19 protein-coding genes are annotated in these 16,419 nt (G+C 70.1%); 11 read left to right on the top strand and 8 right to left on the bottom strand.

All coding sequences use genetic code 11. The features are described from left to right. On the bottom strand, positions 1 to 1,949 hold a 1,949-nt coding region (locus tag ACTWQE_RS30405; RefSeq protein ID WP_443332304.1), incomplete at its 3' end, for a helicase-related protein. Between the two features lie 330 nt (positions 1,950 to 2,279). Further along, positions 2,280 to 3,083 (bottom strand): class I SAM-dependent methyltransferase, encoded by an 804-nt coding sequence (locus ACTWQE_RS30400; RefSeq protein WP_443332303.1) that lies wholly within the window; start codon positions 3,081 to 3,083, stop codon positions 2,280 to 2,282. Between the two features lie 357 nt (positions 3,084 to 3,440). Between ACTWQE_RS30400 and rpsA the strand changes: the two genes are divergently transcribed. The 4 genes from rpsA to ACTWQE_RS30380 all read left to right on the top strand — a co-directional run bounded on the left by rpsA (position 3,441) and on the right by ACTWQE_RS30380 (position 7,335). Next, the gene (gene rpsA, locus ACTWQE_RS30395; RefSeq protein ID WP_443332302.1) at positions 3,441 to 4,949 is read left to right on the top strand and encodes a 30S ribosomal protein S1; all 1,509 of its coding nucleotides are present in this window, start codon (positions 3,441 to 3,443) and stop codon (positions 4,947 to 4,949) included. 288 nt (positions 4,950 to 5,237) lie between these two features. Then, positions 5,238 to 6,179, top strand: coding sequence for a PAC2 family protein (locus tag ACTWQE_RS30390; RefSeq protein ID WP_443332301.1), 942 nt, complete (start codon positions 5,238 to 5,240; stop codon positions 6,177 to 6,179). A gap of 33 nt (positions 6,180 to 6,212) precedes the next feature. Next, a complete protein-coding gene (gene coaE, locus ACTWQE_RS30385) occupies positions 6,213 to 6,821 on the top strand; it encodes a dephospho-CoA kinase (RefSeq protein ID WP_443332300.1) in 609 nt (202 codons plus the stop codon). A gap of 145 nt (positions 6,822 to 6,966) precedes the next feature. After that, entirely contained in the window at positions 6,967 to 7,335 is a 369-nt protein-coding gene (locus ACTWQE_RS30380; protein ID WP_443332299.1) for a tetratricopeptide repeat protein, read from the top strand. A gap of 95 nt (positions 7,336 to 7,430) precedes the next feature. Here ACTWQE_RS30380 and ACTWQE_RS30375 read toward each other — a convergent pair whose 3' ends face one another. After that, positions 7,431 to 7,697, bottom strand: a complete 267-nt coding sequence (locus ACTWQE_RS30375) for a DUF6343 family protein (protein WP_443332298.1) — start codon at positions 7,695 to 7,697, stop codon at positions 7,431 to 7,433. Between the two features lie 459 nt (positions 7,698 to 8,156). On the opposite strand from ACTWQE_RS30375, the gene ACTWQE_RS30370 reads away from it, so the two are divergent. Further along, entirely contained in the window at positions 8,157 to 8,714 is a 558-nt protein-coding gene (locus tag ACTWQE_RS30370; protein ID WP_443332297.1) for a dihydrofolate reductase family protein, read from the top strand. A 280-nt stretch (positions 8,715 to 8,994) separates the two neighbouring features. Next, positions 8,995 to 9,525, top strand: coding sequence for an SRPBCC family protein (locus ACTWQE_RS30365; protein WP_443332296.1), 531 nt, complete (start codon positions 8,995 to 8,997; stop codon positions 9,523 to 9,525). 155 nt (positions 9,526 to 9,680) lie between these two features. On the opposite strand, the gene murJ is transcribed toward ACTWQE_RS30365, so the two are convergent. Together murJ and ACTWQE_RS30355 are read right to left on the bottom strand one after the other, a co-directional pair. Beyond that, positions 9,681 to 11,264, bottom strand: coding sequence for a murein biosynthesis integral membrane protein MurJ (gene murJ / locus ACTWQE_RS30360; protein ID WP_443332305.1), 1,584 nt, complete (start codon positions 11,262 to 11,264; stop codon positions 9,681 to 9,683). Positions 11,265 to 11,372: 108 nt separating this feature from the next. Beyond that, positions 11,373 to 11,543 carry a hypothetical protein gene (locus ACTWQE_RS30355; protein WP_443332295.1) on the bottom strand — a complete coding sequence of 57 codons (171 nt, stop codon included), beginning with the start codon at positions 11,541 to 11,543 and terminating at the stop codon, positions 11,373 to 11,375. A gap of 242 nt (positions 11,544 to 11,785) precedes the next feature. Here ACTWQE_RS30355 and ACTWQE_RS30350 point away from each other — a divergent pair, with 242 nt between their 5' ends. Together ACTWQE_RS30350 and ACTWQE_RS30345 are read left to right on the top strand one after the other, a co-directional pair. After that, entirely contained in the window at positions 11,786 to 12,463 is a 678-nt protein-coding gene (locus ACTWQE_RS30350; RefSeq protein WP_443332294.1) for a DJ-1/PfpI family protein, read from the top strand. A gap of 50 nt (positions 12,464 to 12,513) precedes the next feature. After that, positions 12,514 to 12,816, top strand: coding sequence for a hypothetical protein (locus ACTWQE_RS30345; RefSeq protein WP_443332293.1), 303 nt, complete (start codon positions 12,514 to 12,516; stop codon positions 12,814 to 12,816). A gap of 98 nt (positions 12,817 to 12,914) precedes the next feature. Here ACTWQE_RS30345 and ACTWQE_RS30340 read toward each other — a convergent pair whose 3' ends face one another. From ACTWQE_RS30340 to ACTWQE_RS30330, 3 genes are all read right to left on the bottom strand, one after another. Then, complete coding sequence (locus tag ACTWQE_RS30340; protein ID WP_443332292.1) at positions 12,915 to 13,589, bottom strand: DUF6308 family protein; 675 nt, start codon at positions 13,587 to 13,589, stop codon at positions 12,915 to 12,917. Positions 13,590 to 14,263: 674 nt separating this feature from the next. Continuing rightward, on the bottom strand, positions 14,264 to 14,482 hold the full coding sequence (locus ACTWQE_RS30335) for a hypothetical protein (RefSeq protein ID WP_443332291.1): 219 nt from the start codon (positions 14,480 to 14,482) through the stop codon (positions 14,264 to 14,266). After that, complete coding sequence (locus ACTWQE_RS30330; protein ID WP_443332290.1) at positions 14,479 to 14,709, bottom strand: hypothetical protein; 231 nt, start codon at positions 14,707 to 14,709, stop codon at positions 14,479 to 14,481. Before ACTWQE_RS30330 ends, ACTWQE_RS30335 begins: the two co-directional genes overlap by 4 nt. Before the next feature lie 141 nt (positions 14,710 to 14,850). Between ACTWQE_RS30330 and ACTWQE_RS30325 the strand changes: the two genes are divergently transcribed. Genes ACTWQE_RS30325 through ACTWQE_RS30315 form a run of 3 tightly spaced genes read left to right on the top strand, consistent with a single transcriptional unit; the run spans position 14,851 to position 16,129 of the window. Beyond that, positions 14,851 to 15,678 carry a helix-turn-helix domain-containing protein gene (locus ACTWQE_RS30325; RefSeq protein ID WP_443332289.1) on the top strand — a complete coding sequence of 276 codons (828 nt, stop codon included), beginning with the start codon at positions 14,851 to 14,853 and terminating at the stop codon, positions 15,676 to 15,678. Continuing rightward, positions 15,675 to 15,890, top strand: a complete 216-nt coding sequence (locus tag ACTWQE_RS30320) for a DUF397 domain-containing protein (RefSeq protein ID WP_443332288.1) — start codon at positions 15,675 to 15,677, stop codon at positions 15,888 to 15,890. The genes ACTWQE_RS30325 and ACTWQE_RS30320 overlap by 4 nt, the downstream gene beginning before the upstream one ends. A 23-nt stretch (positions 15,891 to 15,913) precedes the next feature. Next, positions 15,914 to 16,129 (top strand): DUF397 domain-containing protein, encoded by a 216-nt coding sequence (locus ACTWQE_RS30315; protein WP_443332287.1) that lies wholly within the window; start codon positions 15,914 to 15,916, stop codon positions 16,127 to 16,129. Positions 16,130 to 16,419 lie beyond the last annotated feature (290 nt).

Raw genomic sequence — 16,419 nt, 5'->3', positions numbered from 1 at the left:
CGTCGCTCGGCGGACCACGCCACTTCCTCGCCCGACGCGTACAACGGCGCGGCCGCCGTCCGGGCGGTCGCCTCGTCGATCACCGCGGCGAGCCGTATCCGCGCCGAGGCCGCCGCGAGCGGCCGGTCGGCGACGGCGACGGCGATCCACTCGGCCGTCCCGAGCCGCGACCCGTCTCCGAGCCCGGCCCCCGTCCCGGAGGCCATGAGGTACGCGCCGGGGCCCCGGCCACGCGCCACCCGCTCGGGGAAGGCCAGCGCGACGACGAGCCCGGCAGCTACGTCGTCGGTGAGGACCCCGCCCCCGGGCGCCGGCGTGTCCGTCGACGGACCGGCCGCGCGTCCGGCCGACGGGCCGTCGCCCGCCCCACGCGCGCGTGGCGGCCCGGCCGCACGCAGCGCGCCCTCCAGACGCCGGGCCTCGGCCCGCCAGCGCCCCGCGTACGCGTCCCCGCCACGCCGGGCCGAGCGCCACGCCGACACCACGTCGTCGCCGTACTCCCGCGGCGGCTCCTCCGACAGCAGTGCGACCACCTCCGCCGCCCGGCGCGCGCCCACCTGCCGCGCGCCGTCCAGAAGCGCCCGCGCAAGCCGCGGGTGCAGACCGAACCGCGCCATCCGGGCGCCCCGGGCGGTCGCGCGGCCCTCCGCGTCCACCGCGCCGATCGCACGGAGCACCTCGCCCGCCGCGGCCATGGCTCCGCCCGGCGGCGGGTCCAGCAGGGCGAGCCCGGACGCCGCCGGGTCACCCCAGCACGCCGTCTGCAGCGCGAACGCAGCCAGGTCCGCGACCTTGATCTCCGGCGACGGCCACCGTGGAAGCCGCGCGTCCTCGCCCTCCGCCCAGCAGCGGTACACGGTCCCCGGGGCCTCCCGCCCCGCCCGGCCCGCACGCTGCCGGGCCGCCGCCTGCGACGCCCGTACGGTCGTCAGCGCGCTCAGCCCGCGCGCGTGGTCCGTCCGCGGTTCCCGCGCCAGCCCAGCGTCCACCACGACCCGTACGCCCGGCACGGTCAGACTCGACTCGGCGACCGACGTGGCCAGTACGACGCGCCGACCGCCCGTACCGCCGGCGAGCACCGCGTCCTGCACGGCCGCGGGAGCCCGCCCGTGCACCTGCAGAACCTCCGCACCGACCCCGCCCAGCCGGTCCGCGACACGCCCGATCTCCCCGACGCCGGGCAGAAAGCACAGGACGTCACCCTCGCGCTCGCGCAGCGCCCGCCGGACGACGGCCGCGACATGGTCCAGCAGCGCGGGGTCCACCCGCATACCGTGCGGCGGCCGAACGGGACGCGACGGCGGGGCCCGGACCACCTCCACGGGATGGGAGACCCCCTGCGCCTCGACGACCGGCGCGTTCGTTGCCCCCGAAGCCGCCGGACCGTCCGGGCCGCTGCCCCCGAGCAGCCTTGCCCAGCCCTGTGCATCCGTCGTCGCCGACGCGGCGACCAGCCAGAGATCCGGCCGCAGTGCCGCCCGGACATCCAGCAGGAAGGCGGCAGCCGTGTCGGCGTCGAGATGCCGTTCGTGGCACTCGTCCAGGACCACGGCGTCGACCCCGGCCAGCTCCTGGTCGCGTTGCAGCCGCTGCAGCAGCACACCCGTCGTCACCACCTCGACGACCGTGTCCGGTCCCACGCGCCGCTCGCCGCGCACCGTGAAACCGATCCGCCCGCCGACGTCCTCGCCCAGCAGCCACGCCATGCGCCGGGCGGCGGCCCGCGCCGCGATGCGCCGCGGCTCGGCCACGACGACCCGCCGTACGGCCCCGTCCCCGCTGTCCTCGCCGTCCGCGACCAGTCCCGACAGCGCCAGCGGCACGAGAGTGGTCTTGCCGGTACCCGGCGGCGCGCACAGCACAGCGGCGCCGCGCCGGTCCAGCGCATCCCGCAGCGCGGGCAGCGCGGTCCGTACGGGAAGCTGGTCGAGCGCCTCGGTCCGGATCACGGTCCCAGTCTCGCAGCGGCACGAGCCGGCGAGCCGACCGGCACCGGACGGACGAAACCGGCGCCCGCAGCCACCCGTGCTCAGCAGGACGTCGGCCCGCCGCTGGTCGAACGCTCGGAACGCACTCGGTACGGGACATGGGCACGGCGCCCGGAGCGTGCGCGCGGGTGCCGGGCCACCTTGGCAGATGAACCTGCCCCGCCTCGGCCGACCGCCAGGCCCGTCCGCACACCGGTTCGAACCCGTGCAACGGCCATGGGGTTCAGGTCCGTACGTACATGAGGTTCAGGCGCGTCCGCACACGGGGTTCGGGCCCGTCCGTACGCGGGATCAGGTCCGTTCGCACACGAAGATCGCCGTGCCCGGGATCAGACGCCCCCGCAGCGGTGACCAGCCGCCCCACTCCTGGCTGTTCCCTTCGGGCCACTCCGGCTCCACCAGGTCCACCAGCCGGAAACCGGCCGCGACCAGGTCCCGCACCCGGTCTCCGAGGGTCCGGTGATGCTCCACGTAGACGGCGCGCCCGGAAGCGTCCTGCTCGACGTAGGGAGTGCGGTCGAAATAGGAGGCGGCCACCGACAGCCCCTCGGGCCCCGGCTCGTCCGGGAAGGCCCACCGGATCGGATGGGTCACCGAGAAGACCCACCGCCCACCGGGCCGCAGGACACGCCGTACCTCACGCATGGCCCGCACCGGTTCCGCGACGAACGGGATCGCCCCGTAGGCGGAACACGCCAGGTCGAAGCAGCCATCGGCGAAGGGCAGCGCGATCGCGTCGGCCTGCACCAGCGGCACGCCCCCGCCGATCCGCAGCGCGTGCTGGAGCTGCCGGTGCGAGAGGTCCAGGGCCACCGGGCGGGCGCCCTGCGCGGTGAGCCAGCGCGAGCACTGCGCCGCTCCCGCCCCGATCTCGAGGACGTCCAGGCCCTTCAGGTCCTCCGCCGTCCCCAGGAGCCGTACGTCCTCCTCGTCGAGCCCCTCCGGGCCCCAGACGAATCGGTCGTCCCCCAGAAAGCCGCCGTGTTCGAGCTGGTACTCGTCCGCGTTCCGGTCCCACCAGCCCCGGTTCGCCCGGCTGCTCTCCGTGTCTCCGGCGTCGCGTCGCGTCGCTTCCGCTTCGTCCTCTTGGTTCATGGGGCCCGTCGTCGTAGTCTTCGCTCGAACCTGTAGCTGCACATGCAGTGAGGCCGCTGTGGCCTCATCGAACATGAGTTGTGCCGGGTATGGGGCGGTCCGCCCCCTGGTGTGCGCCTTCGCGCATTGACCGTGTCCGGCTGCCCCCGTATGCTACAAGTTGCGCTGCGGGCCTGCGCGCCTCAGACGGAGCAGGCTGCGCTCGCATCTGTTGTATGTCCCCTCGGTTGTCGAGGCGCTTTTCCGGCCTTCGGAAAGGAAACGCGCTTCTCAGGCTGTCCGGCTTCGGCAGTGCGATACGGGCTCCCGGCGTAGCAGTGCCTACGACTCAATGTCCGTACCGGAGCCCTTTCCCACATGACGAGCAGCACCGAGACCACCGCCACCACCCCGCAGGTAGCGGTCAACGACATCGGTAACGAGGAAGCCTTCCTCGCCGCGATCGACGAGACGATCAAGTACTTCAACGACGGCGACATCGTCGACGGCGTCATCGTGAAGGTCGACCGGGACGAGGTCCTGCTCGACATCGGTTACAAGACCGAAGGTGTGATCCCCTCCCGCGAGCTTTCGATCAAGCACGACGTCGACCCCAACGAGGTCGTCGCCGTCGGCGATGAGATCGAGGCCCTGGTTCTCCAGAAGGAGGACAAGGAAGGCCGCCTCATCCTGTCCAAGAAGCGCGCTCAGTACGAGCGTGCCTGGGGCACGATCGAGAAGATCAAGGAAGAGGACGGGATCGTCACCGGTACCGTCATCGAGGTCGTCAAGGGTGGTCTCATCCTCGACATCGGCCTCCGTGGCTTCCTCCCCGCCTCCCTGGTCGAGATGCGCCGCGTCCGCGACCTGCAGCCCTACGTGGGCAAGGAGCTCGAGGCCAAGATCATCGAGCTGGACAAGAACCGCAACAACGTGGTCCTGTCCCGCCGTGCCTGGCTCGAGCAGACCCAGAGCGAGGTCCGCCAGACCTTCCTCACCACCCTCCAGAAGGGCCAGGTGCGCTCCGGCGTCGTCTCCTCCATCGTCAACTTCGGTGCCTTCGTGGACCTGGGTGGCGTCGACGGTCTCGTCCACGTCTCCGAGCTGTCCTGGAAGCACATCGACCACCCCTCCGAGGTCGTCGAGGTCGGCCAGGAGGTCACGGTCGAGGTCCTCGACGTCGACATGGACCGCGAGCGTGTCTCCCTGTCGCTCAAGGCGACCCAGGAAGACCCGTGGCAGCAGTTCGCCCGGACGCACCAGATCGGTCAGGTCGTCCCGGGTAAGGTCACCAAGCTCGTTCCGTTCGGTGCGTTCGTGCGCGTCGACGAGGGCATCGAGGGCCTGGTCCACATCTCCGAGCTGGCCGAGCGCCACGTGGAGATCCCGGAGCAGGTCGTCCAGGTCAACGACGAGATCTTCGTCAAGGTCATCGACATCGACCTCGAGCGCCGCCGTATCAGCCTCTCGCTGAAGCAGGCCAACGAGTCCTTCGGTGCCGACCCGGCCTCGGTCGAGTTCGACCCGACGCTGTACGGCATGGCCGCTTCGTACGACGACCAGGGCAACTACATCTACCCCGAGGGCTTCGACCCGGAGACCAACGACTGGCTCGAGGGCTTCGAGAAGCAGCGCGAGGAGTGGGAGCGCCAGTACGCCGAGGCGCAGGTCCGCTTCGAGCAGCACCAGGCGCAGGTCATCAAGTCCCGCGAGGCCGACGAGCAGGCCGCGGCCGAGGGCGCTGCCGCTCCGGCCGGTGGCACCGGCGGCGGCAACGCCGGCGGCGGTGGCTCGTACTCCTCGGAGTCGGCGGACAACTCCGGCGCTCTGGCGTCGGACGAGGCGCTGGCCGCGCTCCGCGAGAAGCTGGCAGGCGGCCAGAGCTGACGCTCTGCTCCTGACGTACCGCTCCGGTAGCGGACAGCCGAAGAGCTGAAACGGTAAGGCCCGCTCCCCCTGGGGAGCGGGCCTTACCGCGTTTCCCGGGCGGACCGGTGTCCGCGGCGGCCCGCCGGCCAGTGCGTCCGCGGCGGGGGCGGGGGTCGGACAGACCGAGCGTTCCCGGTGGGCGCGCGTGGACAGGAGGACAGACAGCCGGGACGGTTCGGGCTGCGGGGGAATGCCTTTGGATCGTGGTGTGTTGGCGCTGTTGGACACGAGGGAGGCACGATTACGGTGCTTGATCCGCAGGATCTGTACGCATGGGAGCCCAAGGGGCTCGCTGTGGCGGACGTGGCGATCGCCCAGGACACGGCGGGGCTCGTCATGCTCTACCACTTCGACGGATACATCGACGCCGGGGAGACCGGTGACCAGATCGTGGAGCGGCTGCTCGACGGACTGCCACGCCAGACCGTGGCCCGCTTCGACGCCGACCGGCTCGTCGACTACCGGGCCCGGCGTCCCGTGCTGACGTTCCAGCGCGACCGCTGGACCTCGTATGAGGTCCCCAAGCTCGAACTGCATCTCGTGCAGGACGCCACCGGCGCGCCCTTTCTGCTGCTCACCGGCCCTGAGCCGGATGTGGAGTGGGAGCGTTTCGCCGCCGCCGTGCGGCAGATCGTGGAGCGGCTCGCCGTACGCCTCTCCGTGAACTTCCACGGCATCCCCATGGGCGTACCGCACACCCGTCCGGTGGGGATCACCCCGCACGGCAATCGCATCGACCTGATGCCCGGCCACCAGAGCTTCTTCGACGAGGCGCAGGTGCCCGGGAGCGCCGAGTCACTCGTCGAGTTCCGGCTGGCGGAGGCGGGTCATGACGTTCTTGGCGTGGCCGCACACGTTCCGCACTACATCGCCCGTTCGGCGTATCCGGACGCGGCGCTGACCGTGCTGGAGACGATCACGGCGGCGACCGGTCTGGTTCTGCCGAGCGTGGCCCACGCCCTGCGTACGGAGGCGCACCTCACCCAGACGGAGATCGACCGGCAGATCGGGGAGGGCGACGACGAGCTGGTCGCGCTCGTCCGGGGGCTGGAGAATCAGTACGACGCGGTGGCGGGCGCCCAGACCCGCGGCAACCTCGTCGCCGAACCCTCTCAGCTGCCCTCCGCGGATGAGCTCGGCCAGGAGTTCGAACGCTTCCTCGCGGAGCGGGAGGGCGACGGCGGCTGATCCGCTCCGGCAGTGGTCTTCTAGTCTGACCTCATGCTGAAGGTGGGCCTGACGGGCGGAATCGGATCCGGCAAGAGCGAGGTGTCTCGGCTGCTCGCGTCGTACGGCGCGGTGATCGTGGACGCGGACAAGATCGCGCGGGAGGTCGTGGTGCCCGGGTCGCCCGGACTGGCGGCGGTGGTCGCGGCGTTCGGCGCGGAGGTCCTGGCGGAGGACGGCACGCTCGACCGCCCCAAGCTGGGCGGCATCGTCTTCAACGCCCCCGAGCGGCTGCGGGCCCTGAACGCCATCGTGCATCCGCTGGTCCGCGCCCGGTCGGCGGAGCTGGAGTCCGCGGCGGGCCCGGACGCCATCGTCGTCCACGATGTGCCGCTTCTGGCCGAGAACGGCCTGGCGTCGCTGTACGACCTGGTGGTGGTCATCGATGTGGCCCCGGAGACCCAGCTCGACCGGTTGGTACGGCTGCGGGGGATGACGGAGTCCGAGGCCCGCGCCCGTATGGCCGCCCAGACGTCTCGCGAGGAGCGCCTCAAGGTCGCCGATCTGGTGATCGACAACGACGGCTCGCTGGAGGCACTGGAGGTACAGGTGGGAAGGGTCTGGGCGGAGCTGCGGGAGCGCGCGTCGGCCGCTCGCGACTGACAAGCGCCGGAGGGGGAGGGCGGCGGCTGCTCGTTGGGAGGCGGTTGTCATGTTCAGCGCAGTGCTCGCGGGGAATGCTGTGGCAGGCGTCCTTGTTGTGCGGCAGCGAGGCCCGCACGACACGCCGCTGGGATAGGAGAGGACCGTGCCCGAGCGCACCCCCGAGACGCACGTCATCGATTACCGCGCCGCGGAGCACCTGCTCGCCGCCCGCGACCCGCAGGGTGCGGTGAAGCTGCTGGACCCGGTGATCTCCGCCCATCCCGAGAACACCGCCGCCCGACTCCTGCGTGCCCGCGCTTTCTTCCACTGCGCCCAACTCCGCTCCGCAGAGCTGGAGTTCCAGCTCGTGCTGGAGCGGGAACCGGACAACGCCTTTGCCCACTTCGCCCTGGGACGCACCCTGCAGCGTGCGAATCGTCCGGACGAGGCCAAGCGCCACTTCCGCCTGGCGGCCGCGCTGGACCCGCGCCCGGACTTCGTCGAGGAAGCCCGCTTCGGCGACCGCTCCTGACGTCCTGGCTTGGGAAACGCCCTGGGCTCACCGCATGTTGATCGAGCATCGCGGACAGGCGCCCGGAGCCGGATCGATACGGGGCCGCTACCGGCTCAACGCCTATTGATCGGCCGGTACGGAGGGATGTTCCGGCCGGGTTGCCAGTGGGGCCCCTGGTGCATGCGATGTGCGACCACGACCACGTCCACGGCTGCCAGCAGTGCGATCACCCCGCACGCCACGGCCCACCCGATCCGGCTGAGCTCAGCGAAGATCACCGTGCCGGCGAGGGCCCAGAGCAGGCCCCACGCGGCCAGCCCCATCCTCAGGCGCAGCGGACTCCGTGCTTCCGAGGGCTCACTGCCGGTACGCATGGCCATTCATCTCCTCCTCCAGCATCCCTCCGTCGGTCGTGTACGGCCAGGGGCGCCCGGACCTATAAGGGCGCGGCGTCGCGAGCCCCGACCTATAAGGGCCGGGCCTCCGCCGCCCCCGCCCCTTGAGGGCCCAGCGTCCGCGGACGCTTCCCCTTCGGGGCCCGGCGTCCGCCGAACCCCGCCCTTCCGGGCCCGGCGTCCGCGCGCTCTGCCCTCCGCGGCCTGCGGGGGCACGCCGCCCAGGCTTGGCTTGCGGTGGCGCGGCGGCGTACCCGGTCCAGCTCCCGGACTCGGCCCCGCCAGAGGGTCGGGGAGGGCCCGGGAAGACGTTCCGGGTGCGCTCGCTCATCATGGTGAGGAGCGAGGGATGCAGAGATTCAGCCGCCGACCCCGCCCCCCTCCTGCGACGGGCGCTCGCATGGGCGCAGGGGACAGCCGCAACAACGATCACAGGGAGTTGCGATGCGAAAGATCCTCTCGTTTCTGGTGTCGACCGTCGACGGCTACTACGAAGGCCCCGACCAGGAATTCGACTGGCCGGTGGTCGATGCCGAGTTCAACGAGTTCGCGCTGGCGCAGCTCGACGAAGCCGACACACTCGTTTTCGGCCGCGTCACCTACGAGCTGATGGCGGGATACTGGCCGACCCCCGAGGCGGAGCAGAATGATCCGATGGTCGCGTCGACGATGAACAGCGCCTCCAAGATCGTCGTCTCACGGACGCTCGACCAGGCCGAGTGGGCGAACACACGCATCGTCAAGGAAGCCGTCGAGGAGTTCACCTGGCTCAAACAGCAGCCGGGCAAGGGCATGCTGATCCTCGGCAGCTCCCACCTCACGGTGAACCTCATGCGGAGTGGCCTCGTCGACGAGCTGCGGATCATGGTGAACCCGGTCGCCCTCGGCGCCGGCAAGTCGCTCTTCAGGACCGCGGAGGAGAGGATCGGCCTGGAGCTACTGAAGACCCGACCCTTCAGCTCGGGCAATGTCCTGCTCACGTACCGACCCGCCGCTCTGTAGCACGCGCTCCTGCCGACGTCGCACATCGGCTCGGATCACGGCGGGAGTCTCTCGCCATGACGACACCCGGCGCCATGCCGTACGTCCCCCGCTCCGACGGTCAGCCAGACTTTCGAGGGCCGAGCCAAACGCGGACCACCGGCCGGGCGAACCGAGTTCTCGACCACCGTTACGGCACATGCGTCCTTCCGGCACCGGTTTCCTCGTCGATCACCTCCTGCACCGGTAGGTCGGGCATACTTACCGGGGAGTAGCAGGTTGAGGGGGAAGGGGCAGTGGCGTGCGGTACGCGGACGGGCCGGCGGTGGAGTGCGAGGTCAACGTCGAGGCGGATCCGGCCCGGGTGTGGGAGCTGGTGACCAGCGTCGAACTACCCGCCCGGTTCAGCCCGGAGCTGCAGCGGGTGCGGTGGCTGGACGGTGCCGACCGCCCGGCGGTGGGCGCCCGTTTCGAGGGCCACAACCACAACGCGGTGCTGGGTGAGTGGCGGACCGTCTCGTACGTGGTCGAGCTGGAGGCCCCGCGTACGTTCGGCTGGGCCGTGGTGGACCCCGACGGTCGGTTCGGCGGAGGCACGGCCGACCCGGCGACCCCGATGGCCACGTGGCGGTTCGCCCTCGAGCCCGAGTCCGGCGGCGTCCGGCTGCGGCACGGCGCGCGGCTCGGGCCCGGCCGTTCCGGACTCAGTCTGGCGATCGACCGCTTGCCGGAGCGCGAGGAGGCGATCGTCCAGCGCCGACTCGCGGACCTGCGCACCGGCATCCAGGACACGCTGCGCGGCATCAAAACGCTTGCTGAGCAACCCCAGTAGCTCCTCCGGTCTACCGAGAGGACATACGAGCTCGTGGCCGTCCGGCTGACGCCATGGCAAGGGAGGTGCCCCCGCAGTGGGGTGTGCCGCGCCGCACCAGGTGGCCGCAGACGCTCAGGGGTGGCGCGGAATACCCGACGTGCCTCGCAGACGACTCATAGCAGCGGCAGTCGTTTCAGGACCGGCAGGCTCTGCAGTTCGCCGACTCGGAAGACGCGGGCGAGCAGCAGGAACAGGACGGCCATGACCGTGCCGCCGGCGGTCAACGTCAATACGGCGGACCAGGCGGTCGCAGGGACCGCCGTCGAGCTGAGGCGGGCCACGGTCCAGCCCAGCGTTCCGGCGGCCAGGGCGGCGACGGTCAGTTTGCCGTAGGTGCGGCTGAGTCGTTTGCCGTCCAGCCTGCCCTCGAGGCGCCGCCGCAGCCTCGCCGCGGTGATCAGCAGACCGACGGCGTAGGAGACCGTATAGGCGGCTGCCATGCCGGTGACCGCCCAGCGCGGGGGCAACAGCAGGTGGCAGGCGGTGGCGAGGGCGATATTGACGGTCCCGATCCACAGGGCCATCCAGAACGGTGTCCGGGTGTCCTCGAACGCGTAGAAACCACGGAGCAGCAGATACTGCGCGGAGAAGGGGATGAGCCCGAGTCCGAAGGCTTGCAGCATCTGTCCCAGGGGTTGGGCCGAGGCGGTGTCCGCCGCACCGTGTGCGAACAGCAGCGCTGATATCCGGGGGCCGAAGGCGAGGAAGAAGAAGGCCGTCGGCACGATGACGACACCGCTGACGCGTATGGCGCGGGACAGGTCGTCGCGTACGTCGTCGAGGCGGTGATCGGTCACCGCCCGGCTCATCCGCGGCAGCAGCGCGGTGACGAGGGAGACGGTGACGATCGACTGCGGCAGGCTCCAGATGGACTGCGCGTAGGTGTAGGCGGTGTAGCCCACGCCGGCCTTGGGCAGCGCCTGGTCGGCGGCGTTGGCGTAGTGCGTCACCACGGTCAGGGCGACCAGGTTGGTGAGGACGAACAGAAGCGTCCAGCGCGCGGCAGTGATGCTCTTGCGCAGTCCGGTGCCGCGCCAGTCGAAACGGGGCCGGAAGCGGAAGCCCGCCTCGCGGGCGTACGGGATCAAGGCGACGGCCTGCAGCGCGATGCCGATCGTGGTGCCGATGCCGAGCAGGCGCACCTGGGCCGCGGTGATCTCTTCGACCGTGTCCGGGACGGTGAGCAGGCCGAGATAGAGGCCGAACATCGCAATGAGCACGATGTTGTTGAGGACGGGCGTCCACATCATTGCCCCGAACTGTCCGCGGGCATTGAGCACTTGGCCCAGCAGGCTGAAAACCCCGTAGAAGAAGATCTGCGGCAGCAGGAAGCGGGCAAAGGTGACAGTGAGTTCGAACGCCGCATGGTGGCTTGGCGAGTCGGTCATATAGAGGCCGACGATCTGCGGGGCGGCCCAGACCGCCAGGACAGTGCCGATGGCGAGGACACTCAGGACGAGGGTGACGAGCCGCTGCTCGTAGGCCCGTCCGCCGTCGGGTTGTTCGACTCGGGCCCGGACCAGCTGGGGCACGAGTACGGCGTTCAGCGCGCCGCCGATGAGCAGGGTGTACAGGCTCATCGGCACCATGTTGGCGGTGTTGTACGTGCCGGCCAGCAGCCCTGACCCGAGCGCCGCCCCTTGAAGGACCAGCCGGATCAGCCCCGTGGCCCGTGACACCATCGTCCCCAGCGCCATGACGAGGGACGAGCGCGCCGGCCCGCCTCGGCCCGTGCCTGATCCCCCGTCGTCGTCCTGGTCTTCCGGCGGCCGCGCAGCGGCTTCGGTCCCCACCATGTCCTCAACCTACGCCCCGTTGATCGCCACCGAGGGCTTCCCGGACAGCCGCCTTCCCTGCGGGGGAGCGAGGCAGCGGTCGGCCCGGGCGGGGATGCGTACGTGAGGTGGGGCGGCGCACACGGCGGCGTCGGCGACGAACGCCGAGGTCTCGCTGCCATCGGCAGTTCCTGCGCGCATGACCACAACGTCAGGTGCCAGAGTAATTCCGCCCCTCTTCCTTGGATGCCATCTCCCCAGTTCAGGAGCTCATCCCGAGGCAGTGGCTGCCAGATTCCCTGGGTGGCGATATCCCGTTGGAAGTTGGCACTCCTGCCACTGGGTGCGGACGGATCCGCTGACTAGCGTCGGCTGTGGGTCCCAGCAGGGACGGGCACGGCCTCCAGAAAACGGCATGGCCTCCAGAAAGGAAAATGACTCGTATGCATGCGCAGGTTGTCTTGTTCGACGGCTTCGATCCGCTCGACGTGATCGCACCCTTCGAGGTTCTCCACGCCGGCGGCACCGCGTCCGCCGGGGCACTGACCGTGGAGCTCGTCTCCGCCGAAGGCCCGCGCGAGGTGGTCGGCGGTACCGGCGGCCTCAGCCTCAAGGCCACCGCCCGGCTGGACCCGGAGCGGGCTGACCTGATCATGGTCCCGGGGGCCTCCGGCCGCGTCACAGAAGACGACGACAACGACACCGCCCCCGGCGGACACGGTGACGAGAGCATCACCGTGCTGCTCGGCCGCGCCCTTGAGACCGAGCTGCCGCACCTGCTCGAGGCCGGGATGAAGCGCCCCGGGCTGACGATGACCACCGTGTGCGGCGGCTCCCTCATCCTGGCCATGGCGGGCTTGCTCGAAGGCCGTCGCGCCACCACCCACCACATGGGCATGGACCTCCTCGACGCCACCGGCAGCACGGCCGTCCACGCCCGCATCGTCGACGACGGCGACCTCGTCACCGGCGCCGGCGTCACCTCCGGCCTGGATCTCGGCCTCTACCTGCTGGAGCGGGAACTGGGACCGAAAATCGCCCATGCTGTCGAGCAGTTGTTCGCCTACGAACGCCGCGGCGTCGTCTGGCGCGACCACGGACTCGTCCCCGCCGCCCTGTGACCCGCCGAGCACCACACCCCCCGCCCGCTCTCGTAGTCAGGAACATCCGCATGTCCGTCGAAGGAACCTGGGACCTCGCCATCTCCACGCCGATCGGCACGATGAAGGCCGTCCTCGACCTGCACACCGAGGACGGCGTTCTGAACGGCACCGCTCACGGCTCCGGCGAGGAAGTCGCCCTCAGCAATGTGCTCCTGGCCGGCGACCGTCTGACCTGGTACCAGTCCATCACCAAGCCCCTGCGCCTGAACCTCTCCTTCGACATGACCGTCGACGGCGACACCATGACGGGCAGGTCCAAGGCGGGCCGTCTCCCGGCCTCCAAGGTCACCGGCCGGCGCCGCGCCACGTGACGCCATAGGGCGGCCTGCCTGTTCGCCGCGGACGTTCAGCGCATGACGCCGCGTCCCGGGCAGGTGCCGGTCACTGTGGGAATTCCTCGGCGATCCGCTCATCCCCGCTTCCCGGCGCTCGCCCCGGGCGGCGCCATGGTCTTCTTGCCGTGCCGCCAGGCCATGGTGTCCAGCACGCGCAGGACGGAGATGTCGTCGCCGATGCCCGCAGCGTCACGGACGTCCTCGAGGTGGTTGACCAGACGCCGGTTGTCCTTCCGCAATTCGCACTGCACGTCCACCCAAAAGAGCAGGTCCTCTTCAGGGCGGTCGAACACCCGCTTGATCACTGAGTCGTAGACGGGGAAGAGATGTGGTCGTTTACGGGCCAGGAGCTTTCCCGCGCTGACCGGTCCGATCCCGTTCAGTCCCCGAAGGAGCTCCCACAGCCTCCACCCCCATCCCTTCTCCCCGATCAAGTCGTCGTCGGCGTCGGCCAGATCGACATCGACGGGCAACTGGGCGAGGAGCCCGCTGAAGTGATCCGGACGGTCCGGCTCCAGCAGACGCAGCGCGGCCGGTGCCGGGATGCTGACGCCGAGTGCCGCCACGGCGACCACGTCGTCGGCCGTGAAGTGGTTCTCGGTCGGTGACCGGTCACCACCTCCGGCGAGCCGCTCGAAGCGGGACCCGGTGTAGACAGGGGAACCGTCCCAGTGGGTGCCCCAGTAGCTGCGGAGCAGATCAGCGGCACAACGGCGGTCCCAGAGGACGGGCGGAATGTGCAGGCACATGGGGACTCCACTCCTCGTCACTGCTCTTGCTCGGAACGACTCGTACGATCAGCGGTTTCCGGTCGTTGCCGGTGACCACGCGGGGTCAGCTCACCGGTGCCGTGAGGTCGCGCCGGTCGGCGCCGTCGACCGTGGGCGGTCGTGCGCGGAGAGGACCCGGCGGGTGCGCTCGATGCCTCGTGAGTGCAGGGCGGCCCGGAACCCCGCACATGTACGAGCCCGTGCCACGTTAGGTGCGTGTTCACGAAACCGGCCCCCCAGTTGAACGGCGAACAAACTACGCCGGGGGCGGGAGTGTTGCAGACACCTCGGCCTGGCGGCAAGAGTCAGGAGATATACCCGTAAAGCTGAGGCGTCGCCGGGTGCGCGGTCCAGGGGCTTCGGTCGGGCGCGGTCGGACTGCGGTCGGGCGGGGGCCGGGCTGCGTGGGGGCCGTTGGAACCCCTCGTCGGTTGCCCCGAGTTCCGCGTGCGCGGAAGCAGGCTGTACGGGACTCCGCCGAAGTGGCTTACGGGCGGGTGCTTGGGCCCGCACCCCTGCCGGAGGCGGCCATGGTCAGGGGGCAGCCATGGCGAGGTCTCTCCGGCAGGGGGCGGGGGCTCATCGGGTGCGACGGGCGGTGGCGGTGGCGATGTTGGGTTCGGTAGGGGGTGCGGTGGCTGTGGCGTCGGCGCTCAGCGTCCCCACTTCCCCCGGCTGTTGTGATTGGCGACAGCGACCTTGATGCTCAACGCCTCGGCATCGGTCGCCAGGCGGACATCGCGCGCCTCGGCCTGCCAGGAGACTCCGCTCGGCCGCGCCAGGTGCAGACAGTCGCCGTGGACGGAACGGACCTCGGCCAGCGCGCCCTTGACGATGTCCATCACGATCGCGCCCGGCTCGATCTCGGTCACGGCTCGCACCGCCGCAGAGCCGTGGCCAAGGTGACAGCGGTCTCGACGTTGCAGCGCCCGAGGTCGACCAGCGGCCGTGGAGAGTCCCCTGTGCACGAGGCCAGGTCGACATGGAGCGACGGCAGTTTCACGCCGACCCCGGCCAGCGCGGAGCGCAACTGGTCACAGGCGCTTTCCGCCCCCCTGATCTTCTCGGCCGCCGCCCTGCGCTCAGCGCTCGTCGTCATCGTGTGCGCCCTTCCTGGTAAGTCCCAACACGGCACTTGGGTGTGGTCGATTACGTTCCGTGTCACCAGCGTCGCGGAGTGGCGCTACGCTCACCAGGGGTGGAGCTGTGACGGAGCGGCTGTCAAGACCGGAGGCCAACCATGGCTGCTGAAAGCGAACTTGATCCCTTGTTCGACCCCACGTCGTCGACGCTCGCGTTCTTCGGAGCGGAGCTGCGCCTACGGCGTGAAGCGGCGGGCATCTCCCAGTCGGAACTGGCGAAAGTCGTGCACTGCGCGCCGTCTCTGCTGAGCAAGATCGAATCAGCGAAGCGGGTACCGAAGGACGACCTGGCGGTCCTGCTCGACTCTGCGCTCGGCACGGACGGGTTCTTCGAGCGACTGTGGCCGGTAATGATCAAGAACGCCTACCCGGCGTGGTTTAGGCCGTACGTCGAGCTTGAGGAGGCTGCCGCCGAGATCTGGTCATTCGAGGTCCAGGTGGTACCAGGGTTGTTGCAGACCGAGTCCTACGCAGGGGCCCTGTTCGCTCCGGCTCGACTGCCCAACGCTGAGGACTTGGTGGCAGCCCGGATGACGCGACAGCACATCCTGGAGCGCGACAATCCCCCGAAACTCTGGGCAGTACTGGACGAAAACGTGCTCCGCCGCGCGGTCGGCGGGCCGCTCATCATGGCTCAGCAATTGCAGAGGCTGGTCGAGTCCGCCCAGCACCCTCATGTCGTGGTGCAGGTCGTCCCGTACGACGTCGGTGCACACGCGAGCATGGACGGTCCGTTCGCGGGGCTCACCCTCGATGAGGGACCGGACGTGGTGTACGTGGACGGCCGCATTCGAGGCCTCATTCTGGCCGATCCGGCGGACGTCAAAGAGCACCGGTACGCCTATGATCTGATCAGGGCTGACGCCCTGTCCCCAAGCGCGTCAATCGACCTCATTGCCTCCGTGGCGAAGGAACTGAACCCATGATCAGCGGAAGCAGCGTGCCCAGCTCGGCTTGGCGTAAGAGCAGTTACAGCGGCCAGAACGGCGGAAACTGCGTCGAGGTGGCCGACGGTGTCCCTGGCGTCGTTCCTGTTCGGGATTCGAAGGATCCGCACGGTCCCGCTCTGCTCTTCCCCATGGAAGCGTGGTCCGCCTTCGTCGCTCAGCTGAAGGGCGACGGTTTCCGGGCCGTCTGAGGTCGTCACGAAGGGGTGAACCCATGATGAGCGCAACGAGCCTGACGGGCGCCGTGTGGCGTAAGAGCAGTTACAGCGGCCAGAACGGCGGAGACTGCGTCGAGGTGGCCGACGGTGTCCCTGGCGTCGTTCCTGTTCGGGATTCGAAGGACCCGCACGGTCCCGCTCTGCTCTTCTCCACGGAAGCGTGGTCCGCCTTCGTCACTCAGCTGAAAGGCGACGGCTTCCGGGTCGCCTGAGGTTCGCCGCAGCCGTGCGAGAGCCCGGCAACCGGGGCGTCATGGTGATCAGCTGCGGGCCCTGTCACCCTCAGTGGGCGGCCGCCCGGGGTCAGCTGCCCGGGCGGCCGCCCCCGGGCAGCTCAGCAGCAGTGACGTCCGGCGGACAGACCGGAGCGGGCCGCCGTAGACTGGCAGGCCGGTTCGGCAGGACAGCAGGAGCACGGCGCAAGGGGTGGGAGACGGTGGTGCGGACGCAGTCCTCCCCCGGGCAGGCCCTCGCGGACTGTGCGGCGATCTTCCTGCCTGCC

This window comes from Streptomyces sp. 8N706 (assembly GCF_052245415.1).
In the GTDB taxonomy this organism is placed as follows: Bacteria; Actinomycetota; Actinomycetes; order Streptomycetales; family Streptomycetaceae; genus Streptomyces.
Note: the sequence above shows the minus strand (reverse complement) of the source record. Positions and strands in the feature narration are given on the sequence as shown.